We start from the raw sequence: 17,098 nt of genomic DNA on the forward strand, positions 1-17,098 counted from the left end.
TTTGCAATTTTCTCCAAACAATACATGTAAAAACTAAATGTATCATGCAGTACCCATCTAATTCTCATTGCGTATGACAATTAGATGGGTACTTTTTTATTTGAAATTTGTGCAAGTCAATGTTCAGCATTTCTTTTTAAGAGTAAATTACGGGTGAAATCAAAACTTTATTTGCAGTACATAATAAATAATGTTGATTTTTTATCTTATATTAAAATAAAAACAAACCACTGTTCGATTTGAATATTCCACGATATAATAGTGAGAGTTTATGGCAGAATAAATATTTACATAAGAAGTGAGGTACTGTATGAAAAAAAGAACGACAGACATTATTTTTATTATTATCGGTGCATTTCTTTTTGCGTTAGGTGTCAATTTATTTGTTATTCCGAACGAGTTTGGTGAGGGCGGGGTAACAGGTATCACGATTATTACGTATTATTTATTTGAGTGGTCACCAGGTTTAGTTAACTTAATTTTAAATGCGATTTTGTTAATAGTCGGTTATAAATTTTTAAATAAGATTACAACGATTTATACGATTATCGCTGTAGTGACCAACTCGCTATTTCTTCATTTAACAGAAGGCTGGACGATTGCTTCTGATGAAATGCTCGTAAATGCCATTTTCGGTGGAATATTTATTGGGTGTGGTATTGGTCTAATCATTCGTGTTGGCGGAACAACTGCAGGTACTACGATTTTAGCAAGAATGACGCATAAGTATTTAGGCTGGAGTATTAGCTATGGTCTACTGTTCTTCGATTTAATCGTTGCGTTTTCATCTTATTTCATCATTGGTGCAGAAAAACTGATGCTGACAATTATTATGTTATATGTAGGAACGAAAGTAATGGAATTTGTAATTGAAGGTTTAAATCCGAAAAAGGCCATTACGATTATTTCTGATAAACCAGATGAAATTGCTGGGAAGGTGACGACTTTAATGGGCAGAGGGGTTACTGTATATTCAGGTCATGGCTATTACACGAAAACGCCGAAGGAAATTCTTTATGTTGTTATTAATAAGCAAGAAGTAGTGAAGCTAAAGAGGATTGTTCAAACTACAGATCCAGCTGCATTCATTGCTATACACGATGTTCGTGACGTGTTCGGAGAAGGATTTGTTGATATTTCGAAGGCTTAAAAATTGTTTTTGATTAAAATAAACTTAATACTAAAACGTAAGAATCTATTTTGAATCATCTGTTTTCAAAATAGATTCTTTTTTAATTAAACGCCAGTCACTTTCAGTTCAATCTTTTACGTTCTAAAGAAAACCGCCGATAAAGCGCTCCAGTCTGTTCTTTAATTTTGAAATGTGAGAGTTGAATAACAATGGGTTATATGCGATTTTTTAATCTACTCCCCATGAGTTTCGCCATTTGTTTTGCATCTGGATTTTCTTCATCGTACAATTTCTCAATAATGTTAATATAATCCGTCTCATTTCGATTTTGACTTAATTTATATGCAGCCTGGATGTCTCCTACTTTAATTTTAAACCCAACTATGCCTTTCAGTTCATTTTCTAACAGAGTAGGGGAAAGTTTATCCCATAATACTGGATTTTCACGGTGCTCTTCATATTTTTTCAGCATTGTTGTTAATTCATCTATTAACTCCCCTTTATCTAAAATACTTGCTTTACCATATATATGGACAGCTTGATAATTCCATGTTGGAACTTCTTCATTTTCATACCAAGAAGAAGAGATATAAGAGTGCGGTCCCTGAAACATTATAAGAACATCCTCACAGGTTTCAAATGTTCTCCACTGGGGGTTCCCATAAGCCATATGTCCAGTAATAAAATAATCATCACCTTGTTTAGTTAACCCAAAAGGCAAATGAGTTGCGATTGGTTTCTCTTTTTTTGTTGTGACGATTGTTCCAAAAGAGTTTTTTTGAACAAAATCCCAAATTTCATCAACATTTGTGACTTTAAAATACTTTGGAATATACATAATAGCCCACCTCTCAAAAAAGTTATATGAGTGTTTTGATCATGATAAGGTCAACTTGTTCGTCATCGCCCATATAAAAGGAGTGAGAGCCAGCTTGTACAAAACCCAATTTTTTATAAAAAGCAATAGCATTTTCATTTTTTTTCCATACGCCTAGCCAAATATTCTTTTTATTATTTGCTATTGCAATTTCAATAGCATTATTTAGTAGGTGTTTACCAAGACCATGTTTTTGAAAGGAGCTCTTTATATAAATTCTCTCGACTTCAAGTGATTCATCGCCCATTTCTTCAGACTGAGCATCATCAGTATTGATCTTCAGATACCCAGCAATTTCATCGTTGAAGTAGACAAAAAAGAATTGAGAAGAGTTAGTGGATAATTCTTTTTCTAATTGCTTTAAGTTAAATGCCTTTTCCAAATAATGATGCATATTTTCGGGTGAATTTTGATGTTTAAAAGTTTCATTAAATGTTTCATAACTAATTTCTTGAAGTTTGTGTATATCTTTAAGGGTGCACTTTTCTATATGTGTAGTCATATTAATAGTTCGCTCCTTTATATAATCAATAATCTCTCTTATTTCCCTTTTTTACAAATTCCCAATCTTTTTCTATATTTTTTCTTACTCTTTGAAGAAGGTTAGAAATAGTTTCCGCTTCTGTTTCCGAAAATCCCTCTAATGCAACAGTATTTGAATAATCGTTTTCTCTTTTAATAAAAGGATAGACGTTTTTCCCTTTTTCTGTTGGGAAAAGTTTTTTGATTTTCTTGTTAGATTCATCTTCTTTCTTTTCGATAAATCCATTGAGTTCAAGCTTTTTGATAGCACGGGCTGCGGTTGTACGATCTACTTTTATCATCTCAGATAGCTTTTCTTGAATGATTCCTGGGTTTTCACATATTCGCACAAGGTACAAATACTGACCTTTTGTAAGCTCATATTCTTTAAATTCTATATTACTAATAGAATCTAATGCCCTTGCAATCATGCCAATTTCACGAAGAATTTCTTTCATAATGAACTCCTTATCTTTTATTTTTATTGCAAATGCAACAATTTGAAGTTACATTTAATATAAAATATTTTTATTGTAAATGCAACAAAAATAACGATGAAGAGGTTGATTAAAATGAAGTATGTTTTTTATGTATTAGGAATTTTAATATTAACCCTTGGTATTTCTTTCACAATACAATCAGATCTTGGAACGTCACCTTTTGATGCGCTTTTAGTAGGACTTTCTTTAAATGTGGGACTTACTGTGGGAAGCTGGGAAATAATAATAGCTTTATTATTAATATGTTGTAACTCAATTTTAAAAAGACATAGACCAGAGATACTAGGGTTGTTAACAGCATTCATAACGGGTATTGGTATTGATGTGTGGCTATTTTTATTACGCAATTTAATTACACCTGAAATATGGTACAGTAAAATGATTTATTTTGGAATCGGATTAGTTATTACAGGATTAGGAACTGCGATATATTTACAAACAAATTTTGCTCCCATTCCAATTGATCGATTAACTTTAATCATACAAGAATTAACTAGAACGAATATCTTTATATCACGAACATGTATTTACCTTATATTCTTAATAATGGCAACGATTTTACATGGACCAATTGGTGTTGGGACTATATTAACTGTTTGTTTAGGTGGGCTATTACTGAATTTCTTTATGCCACTTACTAAAAAAGTAATAGATCACTTATTCGTACACCAGAGTACAACATCACCAAGTTATAAGAGTAATAAAGCAGCTAACCACAATGATAACAAGAGTATCTTCTAAGGAATCCTTTTCTTTTTCTTGCAAAAAATCCAATTGTTTCTTAATGTAGTGATGTAGAAGGATGAACGAGAGAGGGTTTAATGAAGATGATACATATTTTATTAGCTGATGACGATAAACATATTAGAGAGTTATTGCATTATCATTTACAAAAAGAGGGGTTTAAAGTTTTTGAGGCGGAAGATGGAAAGGTAGCACAAGACGTATTAGAGAAGGAAAACATTCATCTTGCGATTGTAGACATTATGATGCCGTTTGTTGATGGTTATACGTTATGTGAAGAAATTCGGAAGTATCATGATATTCCTGTTATTTTATTAACTGCGAAAGACCAGTTAGTGGATAAAGAAAAAGGATTCATTTCTGGTACAGACGATTATATCGTAAAACCATTTGAGCCAGCTGAAGTCATTTTCCGTATGAAAGCTTTATTACGTCGTTATCAAATGCTGAGTGCAGATATTATTACGTTGCACGGAACGACAATTGATCGAAAAGGTGTGGAAGTAAAGTGTAACGGTCAAACAATTTTGCTTCCTTTAAAGGAATTTGAGCTATTATCACAACTTGCTAGTTATCCTGGAAGAACATTTTCAAGAGAAGAGTTAATTGAACTAGTATGGGGAATGGATTTTGAAGGGGATGAACGAACAGTTGATGTTCATGTGAAAAGGCTCCGAGATCGTTTCTCAAAACGAACGGATGATTTTCAAATTACGACAGTACGCGGACTCGGATATAAGTTGGAGCTGAAATAAAATGAAATCACTATATTCTAGATTTGTATTTATGACGGTCGGTATTATGCTACTTAGTAGTATTATCGGCTTTTTATTAACGAACGTATATTATCAAGTGAAGTTAAAACCGTATAACAGTGAGAAGATTTTAAAGTATGCGGAAGAAGTTAAATCGTTATATGAAAAGCAAAGTGAAGAAAATCAAGAGACGTATTTGCATTCTATTGCAAAGTTAGGGTATGAAATTTATATTGTCGATGATCAAAAGAATGGGAAGCGTATTGGTAATGCGTTTCGTAAGACGTCTATTAGCGATGCTACTGTTCATAAAGTATTGCAAGGAGAAACGTTTAATGGTGTTTCTACGTATCCAACGCGTCTTTTTATTACAGGATTTTTCGATAATGAATTAATAAATAGTGTTGGTGTACCGGTAAAGCACGGTGATAAACAGTACGCGTTATTTATTCGTCCTGACATTCAGAACCAATTTGGCGAGATGCGAATTTTCTTAGCGGTATTACTTGGGTTTATCGTACTATTAAGTATTATCTTTATAGCGATTGCAGCAGGTTATATCGTTCGCCCAATCCGTAAATTTACGAAGGCTACGCAAAAAATTGCGAGTGGGGAATATGAAATTGAATTAGATGTAAAACGAAAAGATGAAATAGGAACGTTATCTACAAGCTTCCAAAAGATGACGAAGAGTATTAAAGAACTAGATGAAATGAGACAAGAATTTGTTTCGAACGTTTCACATGAATTCCAGTCGCCGCTTTCTTCCATACAAGGTTTTTCAAAAACGTTGCAAACAGAAAAGATGAGTGAGGAAGAAAGAAACCATTACTTACAAATTATTGAGGGGGAAAGTAAGCGAATGTCTAGTTTATGTAAACAGTTACTGACGCTCGCTTCATTAGATAAAGAAGAGAAAGTTTTACAAATAAAAGAATTCAATTTGCAGAAGCAAATTAAAGACGTCATTTTTATGCTCGAATGGAAATGGCGTGAGAAAGATATCGCTGTTGAGTTTGATGTGCCGGACATTACAATTAAAGGTGATGAAAACTTGCTTCATCAAGTGTGGAGTAATATTTTTACGAATAGTATTAAGTTTTCAAACGATGCTGGGACGATTGAGTTTTTCGTGGAAGAGTTAGAGTCTAGTGTCATTATCTCTATATCCGATAACGGAATCGGAATGGAAAAAGAAGAGATGGAACGTATTTTTGATCGTTTTTACAAAGTAGATACAGCAAGGGCAAGAAACGTAGAAGGTAGCGGTTTAGGATTATCAATCGTGCAGAAGATTGTTGAACTGCATAACGGAAACGTTTCGGTATATAGTACGAAGGGGGAAGGTACCACTGTTCGGGTGGAGCTTCCTAAATAGATAGAAGAGGCTGTTTGGGAACAGCCTCTTCTTTTTTTGTCGCTAGTATACGTGTAAAATGAAAAAATATGAGTCATTTTAATTGCATAATCGGATGAGTTTATGGAGTGGGGTTAGGAGGAAGTTTATTTAAAAATGTAGAATCTCTACAGAGTTAGAGGGAGTGTATTAAAACTTGAACTGTGTAGGGAGGAAATTACTTTGAAACGAATTGACTTGTTATTAAATAAACTAGATTCAACATTCGACAAAGAGAGTTGGTATGCACCGTTTAAACATGCTATAGAAGGACTTACAGCTGAACAGGCTATGTGGAAACCAGCTGGAGAGACAACGAATACCATTTGGGAGAATGTTAATCATCTCACTTATTACAAAGAAAGACTTGCTGCAAACTTGGAAGGACGTGAATGGACACATAATCTTGACGGTAATGACACCTTTTATCTTACTAAGCAATCTAATAATGATACGGAATGGAAGGAAGTCGTTGAACGCTCTGAAAATGCTCAGCGTAATTTAAGACAGGTATTAAGTGCAATTTCTGAAAGAGAGCTTGAACAAAATTCACTTGAAGGTAAATTACTGGACATCATGCTTCATGATGCTTATCATACAGGCCAAATTATTCAATTAAGGAAAATGCAGGGGGCATGGCCATCAAAGCGTTAACGGAACCTTTTAGTTGGTGCTATTGTTGAATAAATTTTAGATATTCAAACGACTTCATTGTTATATTTTTAGTGAAGTATTTTACATCCAAAATGAAATAATTATATTTTTAACCCCGTCCCCAATTTAGAACGGGGTTATGTTTGTTCTGTTATAAAGCCGCACCTTTCCCGCACTCTTCTTTAAACCGAAGCTCAAAAGTATCCGCTGTAATTTCATCAGCTTTTGGAAAAGCCCGTAATTTCGGATGAAGTAGCCATACGAGGGAAATGAATAAAATCCCGATGCTAGCAAGCGCGAAAATGAGTTGGCTACTATATACATTCGCAGTGTATCCCCCAATTAAAGAGCCGAGTGGCATAGCAATTGTGCCCATGCTTCGTGTGACTGAATTGATACGCCCAAGATATTGGTTTGGAATTACAATTTGACCAATAGTCGCAAATAATATGTTGGTCGCACCAATTGGTATCCAAGCTAAGCCGAATAAAAAAATGGATAACCATTGAAACGGTACAACTGTAGAGAGAAACCAAAAGAAAGCGCCAGTCGCAAAGCTAATAATGGAGACACGGCCAACATTATGTTTACCAACCCATGAACTGAATAGTGCTCCAATTAAACAACCGGCGGATATAGCGGCTAAAAAGAAACCATATAATTTTACACCGCCTAAAGAATCAGCGAAAGAAGGGAGTATTGCCATCGTCATACCGATTGAAAAATTAGCGACAACGGAACCGATTAAGAATACGCCCATTAAGGAACGGAAGACAATTGAAAAACCTTCTTTTAAATCAGAGAAATATTGTTTAGTTGAAAGTGATGTGCCCGTTTCGGTTTGCTTTGGTATTTTCAATGAAAAGAACAAAAGGGCAGTAATCGCGAATGTGAAAGAGTCAATTACATATAAAGTGATCGCGCCAAATAGTGCTACTAATATTCCAGAAAGAGTCGTACAAATTAAATCAATGCCTTGATATGCAAATGAGAAGAGTGAATTTCCTTTTAATAATTGTGTTTTATGCAGTAGAAGTGGTAAAGCTTTTGATTGTGCGGGATAGGCGAATTGTTCAATAAAGGCTACGATAGGCATGATGATGAGTAGTAGGTGGACTGTTAGTAGGTCGAAGTAGTGTGTAATAGGAATGATTAAAATAAGAATGCATTGCAGAACTTGTGTAATGACGAGGGTGTTTTTAATTTGCCACCTATCAACGAATGGGCCGGTAAGAAATTGAAGTGCAGAAGGTAATAAAGTAAGAAAACCTGCTAATCCAGAATAAAAAGGATTACCACTGAGCTTATATACGAGCCACATTGCTGCTACGTAATATAAGCTATCTCCTATGTTGGTGAAAATTCTTCCTAAAAATAATAAGAGGAAATTCCGGTTTTTTAATATGTCCACTTTATCTACTCCTTTATAATAAATTTATTCGGTAAAATAAATTTGACCGTTTATGTAAAAAAAATCGTATTACGATTTTTCTTCTTTTTTAATAAATTGCTGCATTGTTCTCTCAGCGATTTGAAGTGCAGTAGTAGAAATATAATAAGGTTTACTATTCGGATCTTTATCTGCACCTTTTGTGATTTCGTTTAATTCAGCCATTAATTCATAAAACTTTTTTACCCACAATTGAAATTGTTCTGGCGTAGCATCAAATTCCCAGCAGGATGAAACGTAATTCCACTTAGCTGGATCTTCACTTGCATTTCGTAATGTAAAAGCTTCTTCTGGTGCAGCGAGAATTTGGCTTTTCGTTCTTTCTATCATTTGTAAAAAGATTTGGCGACCTGATTTACTTAATATTTCTAAATGAGGTAATAGATCTGTAGCAGGGGTGAAGCCTTTCGCGACAGATTGATAAAACTTTTGAATAATCCCATTCTTTTCTTCTGTATAAACGATCTCTATAAGACCATTCTTTTCTAATTCTTTTAAATGATAATGAATTTTCGCCCTTGAAATGCCGAATTTCTCAGATAGTAATTGTCCAGTATAAGGACGTTCGCATAGACGTATCATCATTTCGGCACGTAGTGGATCGCTTAATGCTTTTAGTTGGCTATAAGTAGTTAGTGTTAATACGGGCTTCAAAATGATCAACTCCTTAAATGAAATTACTCGGTCAAGATTATTTGACTGAATTGTATCAAGGATTTCAAATATTTTCAATACTTTCTGAAAATTAAATCTTACCCTCTGTAATCTTCTGTTCATATTCCGTTCATATTTCTTTTTTATGATAAGTGCATAGAAAGAAAGAGGAAGGAGCGAGCGAAATGTTTTTAGCTCTGCGTGAATTAAAACAATCAAAATTACGATACGGATTAATCGGATTGATTATGGTGTTATTATCATTTTTAGTCCTTGTTATTTCAGGATTAGCAAATGGATTATCATATGATAATGCTTCATCGATTCAAAATATGGAGGCAAATAAGTTCGTTTTAGCAGATGATGCGGAAAATAAATTACTTCGTTCACAAATTAAGAAAGACGATGTAGATAACGTAGTAAATCAAGTAGGTGACAAAGAGGCAGTTCCGTTTCGTGTGAAAGTTTCAACATATGAAAAGAAAGATAGTTCGAAAAAGGTTGATATCGCTATTTTCTCAAGCGAACGAGATTCATTTTTAGAACCGAACATTGTAAAAGGTGAGAAATTAGGTACAGCAAATAATGAAATGGTTGCTGATGAATCCATTAAAGAAAAAGGAATCGATATTGGAGATACAATTATTGATCCTGTTTCAAAGAAAGAATTTACAATCGTTGGATTTACGAAAGATCAAATGTTTAGCCATACACCAGTTGTATATGTAAATGAAGATGTATGGGGATCTATTTCACAACCAAACCAAAAAGATTATAGTGCAATTGCGCTGAATACAGATAAAGAAATTAAAAATGCACATGTTATCGACAAAAAAGAAGTACTGCAAAGTATTCCAGGATTTAAAGAAGAGCAAGGAACATTAACGATGATCATTGCATTCTTACTTGTTATCGCAGCGTTATTAATCGGTGTATTCTTCTACGTTATTACACTGCAAAAAACACAGCAATTAGGCGTATTAAAAGCAATTGGTACGAAGAACTCGTATTTAGCAAATAGTTTAGTCGTACAGGCGTTATTCTTATCAGTCGTTGCGATGGTAATTAGTATTGTTCTTGTACAAGGGTTAGAACAAATTTTACCAGCAGGTATGCCATTCTTACTAACAACACCGATGATTGCACAATACGCAGCAATCTTTATCGTAATTAGTATTTTAGGAACACTTATTTCGTTATACCAAGTATTAAAAGTTGATGCATTAGAAGCAATTGGAGGCGGGATGTAATGACTTCATTATTGAAATTAGACAAAGTAAGTAAAGTGTACGGAGAAGGGAATACGGAAGTAACAGCCCTTCATCCGATGTCGCTTGATGTGAAAGCTGGAGAGTTTATCGGAATCGTCGGTCCTTCTGGATCAGGGAAAAGTACATTATTATCAATCGCGGGTGCACTATTATCACCGTCAAAAGGGGATATTTACATTCGTGAGCAAAATATTACGAAGCTATCAGAAAAGGAAATGACAGACATTCGTTTGAAAAAAATCGGCTTCATTTTCCAGTTCGCAAATCTTGTTCCATATTTAAATGTGAAAGAACAATTACTTTACATTGCTAAGTTAAAAAAAGAAAGTAAACAAGAATCAGAAAAGCGTGCGGATCATTTATTAGCGGCATTTGGATTAGGAGAAAGAAAAAATCATTATCCAAATCAACTATCTGGTGGGGAAAAACAAAGGGTAGCAATTGCTCGTGCGTTCATGAACAACCCAGATTTAATATTAGCGGATGAGCCAACGGCAAGCTTAGACTCAAAACGCGCACGTGAAGTTGTTGAAATGATGAAACATGAAGTGAAAGAGAGCCAAAAAGCAGCAATTATGATTACACATGATGAAAGAATGCTTGATGTATGTGATCGTATATTGACGCTTCGAGATGGACAGTTAATATAAAGAAAAAGGCCAACCGTATATGCGGTTGGCCTTTGTATCATTGTTTTTAATAAGTATAATGGCTTTATTTTGAGAATAACGTTTTAATTTTATTGCGTGTTATTAATAAAATCCCGCCTAATACAGATAGCATTCCTAGAGCCATATTGTTTGATTGCTCGCTACCAGCGTTAGGAAGTTCTTTAGCGTTATTGTTTTTAGTACTATTATCTGCTTGCGTTTGTTTAGACTGTGACACTTCATTAATCTTGTTATCAACATTTTGCTTCGTTGTATGTAACTCAGCTAATTTGTCGTCAATTTTTTTCTCAGTATGCTTAAAGTCGTTAATTTTAATATCTAAGTCTTGTTTTTTCTTTGTTAAATCGTCTGAAACAGTTTGTTTCGATTGTTTAATTTCGTTAATTTTATTTAGTAAATCTTCTCTAGCCTTTTGTAATTCAGCTAGTTTGTTTTTTACATCTTGTTTAGCTAGTTCTAAGTTAGCGGAAAGACTGTCTAAATTGCCTTTAATTTTCTTAAGTTCCTCTAACGTATTACCAGTATTCGGCTTGTTTTCTTTTAGTTCAGCGAGTTTGTCCTCAGCAGTTTGTTTCGCTTTTTTTAACTCAGCTAATTTTTCATCTACTTGTTTTTTAACTTCCTTAAGTTCATTAACCTTTTGATCAATGTTCTCTTTATGTTGCTTCATTTCATTCACTTTTTCATCGACAGTTTGTTTATGTTCTTTAATCTCATTCACTTTGTTATCGATATTTTGCTTATGCTCTTTTACTTCAGCAACTTTATCTTCTACTTGTTTTTTATGCTCTTTAATTTCAGCGATTTTATCTTCGGCGATTTGTTTGTCTTGCTGAAGTTTTGCATCTAACTCTTGTTTATGTTGTTTAATCTCGTTAATTTTTTCATCAGCAACTTGTTTACGTTCATGTAGTTCATTCACCTTCGTATCAACATTTTCCTTAACCTTGTTAAGTTCATTCAATGTTTGATCCACGTTTTCTTTGTGTTGCTGCAATTTCGCATCTAACTCTTGTTTATGTTGCTTAATTTCAGCTAATCGATCTCCCGTACTTTGCTGAGGAGTAGCATCATTTACTTCCGCATGAGCAGGGTTCGCGCCAGCAATCATTGCTAAAGCTAGTGTAGACGCAGCGATTGTTTGTTTTGTTTTCATATTTTTGTACCTCTTTTCTTTCATATGCATGAACTGTTTTGTGTAAAAATGAGCATATAGAAGTAGATTATCTTATTATTATATACTATGTTAGGCGCTTAGAGGAAGGATTTGCATAATAATCTATGATTATGTAATTTTTATAATCTCTTATTTGGGGTAGGGGATAAACCTTTAGCTAGATGAACAATTTCTTCTATAGTAAAGCTTACATCTTTATTATTGCGAATAACAAACAAATAATCAGCCTCGTTTTCTACAGGATCTACCACATTATCGTGAAGTGATTCAGTTTGTTGTCGATCAAGTACTTCTTTGAAACTAGAATATCCACCTCTAAAAATATTCGTACTTCGCGTGCTTCGAGCCACTCTTTCGTAAAGTACATCATCTGGAATGTCAAAATGAACTAATATGCGTACATATTCATTCTGTGGAAATAATTCGTTTAGTAAATAGAATCTTCCGTTTTTACTGCGATTGGAATTACAAATAATAAGGTGTAAATTTGTATGTTCTTTCGCATAATCAACAATGAATTTTGAAAGACCGTGCTTAAATGTATTAGCACCTTCAGCCGGCTGTAATTTTTCATAATGCGTGTTAATAAATTCAGCTTGATTATCTTGATCCATAACGAAAGAGTGGGGTAACTCTTTTTCTAATGCTCTTGCAAATGTAGTTTTTCCACTGTGTGTTTTTCAAACTGTAATGATGACTAATCTTTTCATGACGCCCTCCATTTGTATTGTTATGAACTGGAATATTCAGTGTAGATCGAAATCTTCCTGCTAGAGATTACACAAATTGTTGGAGCGTTAGTAGGCTGAAAACTTGACAAAAAAACTTATTTATGCTATAATTTACCAATATAAAAATAAGGTGTATAATAGGGTTCTCCTGGCCAGGGGAACCCTATTTTTGTTGTGAAAATGAAGGAGAGTGTATGTGCGTGAAACAAGGTGAAGCAAGTGTAACGTCGTTAGTATCAGCTTTCAGCAGGGCATATCATAGTGAATTTGATAATCCGAAAATCTTTGATGATTATGTAGCTAAAGAGTTCATTTCGCCAAAAGGACGAATTAATATTGAAACGAATATGGTTCAAGGAATACATTTCTTCAATACAGACATTGCACAGCAGTTTCAAGACAATCCAAAAGAAATATTAAAATGGATTACGCAAGTTCAGTTATCACCAACACCTTTAGCACGTGCGGCATATTGTGAAAGAGTATTACTACATGAAATTACATTAGGAGCGAAACAATACGTCATACTCGGTGCAGGCTTAGATACGTTCAGTTTTAGACACCGAGAATTGGAAAATAAAATAGAAATATTTGAAGTGGATCATCCTTCTACGCAGGTGTTTAAGAAGGAAAGAATAAAAGAAACAGAACTTGAAGTTCCAAAAAACCTTCATTTTGTTTCAATGGATTTTACGAAAGGATTTTCCTATGAACAGTTAAGCAATGAAGGATTTGAACATAAAAAGACTTTCTTTAGCCTTTTAGGTGTTACGTACTATTTAACGAAAGAGGAACTTGCTAGTTTATTAGAATGTTTATTCGAGATGGTTCCGGCAGGTAGTTCTATCGTTTTTGATTATCCCGATGAAAACTTGTTTACAGAAAAGGGACTGTCCAATCGAGTTGAAAATATGGTAAAAATGGCTGCGGTAGGCGGAGAACCGATGAAATCATGTTTTTCTTATGCCGAAATGGAAGCACTGTTAGAGAAGGCGGGCTTACTCATTTATGAACATTTATCGCCAGAAGACATAAATAAATTATATTTTGAAGGACGAAACGATTATTTGAAAGCTTTTGAGACAGTGCATTATGTGCATGCGGTGAAAAGGTAGGAAATTAGTAGGCATGGGGAGGAATCTCTGTGTCTTTTTTTATAAAAAAGGAAATGAGCTGTAGTGGTGGAAAATATAATTATAAATATATATAAATTAATGTTTTGTAGAAACTAAAGGAAAGGGGAAATAGAAGATGTTGAAATTACAAGGGAAATACAATGAAGCAAAAGTGTTTACTACGAATGTAGAAAAAACTGCAGCAGGTCAAATTATTGATCTTTGTAACCAAGAATTCGTAAAGGATAGCAAGATTCGTATTATGCCAGATACACATGCGGGTGCAGGTTGCACGATTGGGACAACAATGACAATTCAAGATAAGATTGTTCCTAATTTAGTCGGGGTTAACTAATCGGCTCAGACTTTAAACTACTCACTCAATTGACTGGGAACCCTAACGATAAAAGGCGAGGGCAATCAGCAGCCAGTGGTTATGGTGACATAATCGAATGGTTCAGAGACTTGTACCATGTTAGCAGACTAAGGTACAGAATTATTCCTCATCTATTTTGAATTGAAGAGGAATAATTAATACGGTGAGCCTACAGTAGAGACTGCATATCTCGATGACTGTAGAGAAGGTATAGTCCACTCTTTCAGGAAACTGAGAGGTAAGTACGATATTGGTTGTGGCATGGAAGTTGTTATGATTAATAAGAAAAAAGAGGAAATCAACTTCGATCACTTAGACGAAACGATACGTAAATTTGTCCCAAGTGGTTTTCGTATTCGAGATAAGGAACATCGATTTTCAAAAATGATTGATTTTGATAGTGTAAGAGCCCCGTTTACATTGCAACGTGCTCAAAAAAGTATTGGTACACTTGGCGGGGGCAATCATTTTTTCGAACTGAATGAGGATGATAAAGGAAATGTATACATTGTCATTCATAGTGGTTCGCGTAATTTAGGGAAACAAGTAGCAGAGTATTATCAAAACTTTGCTTACGAGCAACTTATAAACGTTAAATCTATTAAAGAAGAAATGATTGAGCGTTTAACGAAAGAAGGTAGACAACAAGAAATACATGAAGCTTTACGTGAAATTAAGAAACCGGTGATTCGCAAAGAATTAGCTTATTTAGAAGGACAAGGATTTAAAGATTACATGAATGATATGAAAATTGCTCAAAAATATGCGGAGTTAAATCGTAAAGCAATGATTGATGAAATCGTCACTAAAATGGATTGGAATGTAACCGATCAATTCACTACAATTCATAACTACATCGATATGGAAAATATGATTCTACGAAAAGGTGCTATTTCAGCTCAGAAAGATGAACGAGTAATCATTCCAATTAATATGAGAGACGGTTCTATCATTGCATTTGGTAAAGGGAATCCAGATTGGAACTTTTCTGGACCGCATGGGGCAGGACGTATTATGAGCCGTAAGAAGGCGAAAGAAGTACTTAACTTAGAGGATTTTCAAAATACAATGACAGAGGTTTGGACGACATCTGTTGCAGAAAGTACTTTAGATGAAGCACCAATGGTATATAAACCAATGGATGAAATTATTGAGAATACAAAAGAAACAATTGATATTAAACATATTATTAAGCCACTTTACAATTTTAAGGCGAATTAAAAGAGGAGTAATGTTTATTAAAGAAAGAGAACTTGAAAAGATAGCATATTTTGTGGCGGTTATATAACGGAGATTAAAAAGACAACATATTAAACTAAGAGATTCATCATATTCATTTACATGTATGTAATGTAAAAGACTAGAAAGCTAGATTGGCGTGAATCGCTAATTGTGGAGTGCAAAAAACGACAAAATCTCTTAAAAAACACTTAACTTTTTACTCCATCTATCTTTACAATCCCTCTTTATAATGTGAATTGGACAAGCACCTAAGAGAAAGCAGAACATGTCAGTTTGTACATTCTATTATTAGGGGGAGAATTTGTATGAAAAAGACAGTTGCTTCGTTAGCAGTTATGGCGGCATTATTACCGACGTTTTCAGTGCATGCGGAAGGGAAAGAGCAAGCCCGAAAATCAGCTACAACTTTTAATGTTATTAGTGATATTCAAGGGGATTTAGGGGATTTTGATCATGTGCTAAAAGATATGAACAAAGTGACGCCACTTTCTAGAGCGCTTATTATGAATGGGGATATAACGCCGACTGGACAACAGTCACAATATGATGATGTAAAGCGTGTGTTAAATAAAAATAAGCATCCAGAAAATGTATGGTCTACTGTTGGGAATCATGAGTTTTATGCTGGTAAATGGACAGCGGATGGGAAACTCTCTCAAAGTACATGGCCAAATGGTGTAACTGAGGAAACTTTATTTAACCGCTATCTGAAATTTAGTGGACAAGAAAAGGTATATCATAAAAAAGAATTAGATGGTTATCCGCTTCTATTTTTAGGGACGGAAAAATATATGAAATACCATGATTCAAAAATGTGGGATGAAGTATATATGAGTGATGAGCAACTAGGTTGGTTAAAACAAAATTTAGAAGAGTACAGCCAAAAAGATAAAAATAAACCAGTTTTCATTTTCTCTCATCACGTTTTACCCGATACTGTGTCTGGATCAAGACAATCACCATATTTACAAGACTATTTAAACGTTGATAAATTGTACGATATATTAAAAGACTATCCGCAGGTCGTTTTCTTCACGAGTCATACGCATTGGGATTTAAACTTACCTGACTGGGCTGGTAAAAAGAAAATTAAAGGCGGAGATGAAAAAGGATTTACTGTTGTAAATACGGGCGGGATTGAAACAGGCTGGATGTCAGCAGGACCAAATGGAGGAGAGAAAACTGCTCCAGATGGCTATTCATTTAAACAAGGGTTACAAGTGAAAGCATATGGTAACGATGTAATCGTGACAGCTTACGATTACAAACGTGATAAGGATATAAAGAAGTTATTAATTAGTGATTCAAAAATTGCGCAGATGGCACCAAATGTAACGGCAGATGATAGTAAAAATATAATTGTCGGTGCAACTGAATATATGGAGTACACTATAGAAGGAACGAATGAGTGGCATACGTATAGTAAAGCAAATCCTCCGAAATTTGATGGAGATAAAGTCGTATACGTACGCCATAAAGGTGAAATGAATTTAGAGCCGGGATTAACGCAGTTACTTCGTTTTACGGTAAATAAGTGATTGGAGGGAGTCTGCATTTGAATGTGTGGGCTCTTTTTTTGTTGATGAGAAAGGGGTTGCCTGTCTGTCGTTTTTTGTCGATAGATCGATATATTAAGAAAATCGTTGATATACTGCAAGTTACGATCGATATATTTGAAAAATCGTTGATATATTGTAAGTAATGAACGATATATTTAAAAAATCGTTGATATAAATTTCATGTACCGTAATTAAGTCAAAATCATTAATACGGTTTTACTTATCAAAATGAAATTCTAATACATTTTTAACCGAGAAAGATGACTTCACCA

Annotated in this window: 17 protein-coding genes and 1 pseudogene; 11 read left to right on the forward strand and 7 right to left on the reverse strand. The window is 34.2% G+C overall.

The features are described from left to right. Positions 1–310: 310 nt before the first annotated feature. Entirely contained in the window at positions 311–1,150 is an 840-nt protein-coding gene (locus tag ACZDYH_RS24565) for a YitT family protein (RefSeq protein ID WP_000747497.1), read from the forward strand. A 196-nt stretch (positions 1,151–1,346) separates the two neighbouring features. On the opposite strand, the gene paiB is transcribed toward ACZDYH_RS24565, so the two are convergent. Genes paiB through ACZDYH_RS24580 form a run of 3 tightly spaced genes read right to left on the reverse strand, consistent with a single transcriptional unit; the run spans position 1,347 to position 2,989 of the window. Then, positions 1,347–1,970 carry a protease synthase/sporulation negative transcriptional regulator PaiB gene (paiB, locus tag ACZDYH_RS24570; protein ID WP_325863856.1) on the reverse strand — a complete coding sequence of 208 codons (624 nt, stop codon included), beginning with the start codon at positions 1,968–1,970 and terminating at the stop codon, positions 1,347–1,349. Positions 1,971–1,992: 22 nt separating this feature from the next. Further along, on the reverse strand, positions 1,993–2,511 hold the full coding sequence (paiA, locus tag ACZDYH_RS24575) for a spermidine/spermine N(1)-acetyltransferase (protein ID WP_434712356.1): 519 nt from the start codon (positions 2,509–2,511) through the stop codon (positions 1,993–1,995). 25 nt (positions 2,512–2,536) lie between these two features. Further along, entirely contained in the window at positions 2,537–2,989 is a 453-nt protein-coding gene (locus ACZDYH_RS24580) for a MarR family winged helix-turn-helix transcriptional regulator (RefSeq protein ID WP_000658990.1), read from the reverse strand. Positions 2,990–3,103: 114 nt separating this feature from the next. Here ACZDYH_RS24580 and ACZDYH_RS24585 point away from each other — a divergent pair, with 114 nt between their 5' ends. The 4 genes from ACZDYH_RS24585 (at position 3,104) to ACZDYH_RS24600 (ending at position 6,580) form a co-directional block, all read left to right on the forward strand. After that, positions 3,104–3,772: a YczE/YyaS/YitT family protein gene (locus tag ACZDYH_RS24585; protein ID WP_325863855.1), complete on the forward strand. Its 669-nt coding sequence runs from the start codon at positions 3,104–3,106 to the stop codon at positions 3,770–3,772. A gap of 80 nt (positions 3,773–3,852) precedes the next feature. Continuing rightward, positions 3,853–4,530, forward strand: a complete 678-nt coding sequence (locus ACZDYH_RS24590) for a response regulator transcription factor (protein ID WP_000781961.1) — start codon at positions 3,853–3,855, stop codon at positions 4,528–4,530. A 1-nt stretch (position 4,531) separates the two neighbouring features. Continuing rightward, positions 4,532–5,908, forward strand: a complete 1,377-nt coding sequence (locus ACZDYH_RS24595) for a sensor histidine kinase (protein ID WP_103622165.1) — start codon at positions 4,532–4,534, stop codon at positions 5,906–5,908. Positions 5,909–6,109: 201 nt separating this feature from the next. Next, a complete protein-coding gene (locus ACZDYH_RS24600; protein ID WP_000820996.1) occupies positions 6,110–6,580 on the forward strand; it encodes a DinB family protein in 471 nt (156 codons plus the stop codon). Positions 6,581–6,731: 151 nt separating this feature from the next. Here the strand turns inward: ACZDYH_RS24600 and ACZDYH_RS24605 are convergent, their stop codons facing one another. Both ACZDYH_RS24605 and ACZDYH_RS24610 read right to left on the reverse strand, forming a co-directional pair. Beyond that, entirely contained in the window at positions 6,732–7,991 is a 1,260-nt protein-coding gene (locus tag ACZDYH_RS24605; protein WP_049108443.1) for an MFS transporter, read from the reverse strand. Positions 7,992–8,060: 69 nt separating this feature from the next. Beyond that, a complete protein-coding gene (locus ACZDYH_RS24610) occupies positions 8,061–8,684 on the reverse strand; it encodes an ArsR/SmtB family transcription factor (RefSeq protein ID WP_049108442.1) in 624 nt (207 codons plus the stop codon). Positions 8,685–8,869: 185 nt separating this feature from the next. On the opposite strand from ACZDYH_RS24610, the gene ACZDYH_RS24615 reads away from it, so the two are divergent. Continuing rightward, a complete protein-coding gene (locus ACZDYH_RS24615) occupies positions 8,870–9,934 on the forward strand; it encodes an ABC transporter permease (RefSeq protein WP_006922800.1) in 1,065 nt (354 codons plus the stop codon). Next, positions 9,934–10,605, forward strand: coding sequence for an ABC transporter ATP-binding protein (locus ACZDYH_RS24620; RefSeq protein WP_320480714.1), 672 nt, complete (start codon positions 9,934–9,936; stop codon positions 10,603–10,605). The genes ACZDYH_RS24615 and ACZDYH_RS24620 overlap by 1 nt, the downstream gene beginning before the upstream one ends. Before the next feature lie 64 nt (positions 10,606–10,669). Here the strand turns inward: ACZDYH_RS24620 and ACZDYH_RS24625 are convergent, their stop codons facing one another. Both ACZDYH_RS24625 and ACZDYH_RS24630 read right to left on the reverse strand, forming a co-directional pair. Continuing rightward, on the reverse strand, positions 10,670–11,782 hold the full coding sequence (locus ACZDYH_RS24625) for an LPXTG cell wall anchor domain-containing protein (protein ID WP_000851000.1): 1,113 nt from the start codon (positions 11,780–11,782) through the stop codon (positions 10,670–10,672). Positions 11,783–11,922: 140 nt separating this feature from the next. Further along, positions 11,923–12,513: pseudogene (locus ACZDYH_RS24630) on the reverse strand (ATP-binding protein). 215 nt (positions 12,514–12,728) lie between these two features. On the opposite strand from ACZDYH_RS24630, the gene ACZDYH_RS24635 reads away from it, so the two are divergent. The 4 genes from ACZDYH_RS24635 (at position 12,729) to ACZDYH_RS24650 (ending at position 16,805) form a co-directional block, all read left to right on the forward strand. Then, positions 12,729–13,649, forward strand: a complete 921-nt coding sequence (locus tag ACZDYH_RS24635) for a class I SAM-dependent methyltransferase (RefSeq protein WP_053089524.1) — start codon at positions 12,729–12,731, stop codon at positions 13,647–13,649. A 136-nt stretch (positions 13,650–13,785) separates the two neighbouring features. Continuing rightward, positions 13,786–14,004, forward strand: a complete 219-nt coding sequence (locus ACZDYH_RS24640) for an RtcB family protein (protein WP_000916240.1) — start codon at positions 13,786–13,788, stop codon at positions 14,002–14,004. Between the two features lie 282 nt (positions 14,005–14,286). Next, entirely contained in the window at positions 14,287–15,246 is a 960-nt protein-coding gene (locus ACZDYH_RS24645; RefSeq protein ID WP_042867097.1) for an RtcB family protein, read from the forward strand. 326 nt (positions 15,247–15,572) lie between these two features. Then, positions 15,573–16,805, forward strand: a complete 1,233-nt coding sequence (locus ACZDYH_RS24650) for a DUF4073 domain-containing protein (RefSeq protein WP_434712350.1) — start codon at positions 15,573–15,575, stop codon at positions 16,803–16,805. Positions 16,806–17,098 lie beyond the last annotated feature (293 nt).

It is taken from the genome of Bacillus sp. EB V-12, from assembly GCF_056158125.1.

Coding starts and splice junctions, on each gene's coding strand:
- ACZDYH_RS24580 (WP_000658990.1), bottom strand. CDS start 2,989: ATGAAAGAAATTCTTCGTGAAATTGGCATGATTGCAAGGGCATTAGAT.
- ACZDYH_RS24615 (WP_006922800.1), top strand. CDS start 8,870: ATGTTTTTAGCTCTGCGTGAATTAAAACAATCAAAATTACGATACGGA.
- paiA (WP_434712356.1), bottom strand. CDS start 2,511: ATGACTACACATATAGAAAAGTGCACCCTTAAAGATATACACAAACTT.
- ACZDYH_RS24620 (WP_320480714.1), top strand. CDS start 9,934: ATGACTTCATTATTGAAATTAGACAAAGTAAGTAAAGTGTACGGAGAA.
- ACZDYH_RS24645 (WP_042867097.1), top strand. CDS start 14,287: ATGGAAGTTGTTATGATTAATAAGAAAAAAGAGGAAATCAACTTCGAT.
- ACZDYH_RS24650 (WP_434712350.1), top strand. CDS start 15,573: ATGAAAAAGACAGTTGCTTCGTTAGCAGTTATGGCGGCATTATTACCG.
- ACZDYH_RS24625 (WP_000851000.1), bottom strand. CDS start 11,782: ATGAAAACAAAACAAACAATCGCTGCGTCTACACTAGCTTTAGCAATG.
- ACZDYH_RS24595 (WP_103622165.1), top strand. CDS start 4,532: ATGAAATCACTATATTCTAGATTTGTATTTATGACGGTCGGTATTATG.
- ACZDYH_RS24640 (WP_000916240.1), top strand. CDS start 13,786: ATGTTGAAATTACAAGGGAAATACAATGAAGCAAAAGTGTTTACTACG.
- ACZDYH_RS24565 (WP_000747497.1), top strand. CDS start 311: ATGAAAAAAAGAACGACAGACATTATTTTTATTATTATCGGTGCATTT.
- ACZDYH_RS24585 (WP_325863855.1), top strand. CDS start 3,104: ATGAAGTATGTTTTTTATGTATTAGGAATTTTAATATTAACCCTTGGT.
- ACZDYH_RS24635 (WP_053089524.1), top strand. CDS start 12,729: ATGTGCGTGAAACAAGGTGAAGCAAGTGTAACGTCGTTAGTATCAGCT.
- paiB (WP_325863856.1), bottom strand. CDS start 1,970: ATGTATATTCCAAAGTATTTTAAAGTCACAAATGTTGATGAAATTTGG.
- ACZDYH_RS24590 (WP_000781961.1), top strand. CDS start 3,853: ATGAAGATGATACATATTTTATTAGCTGATGACGATAAACATATTAGA.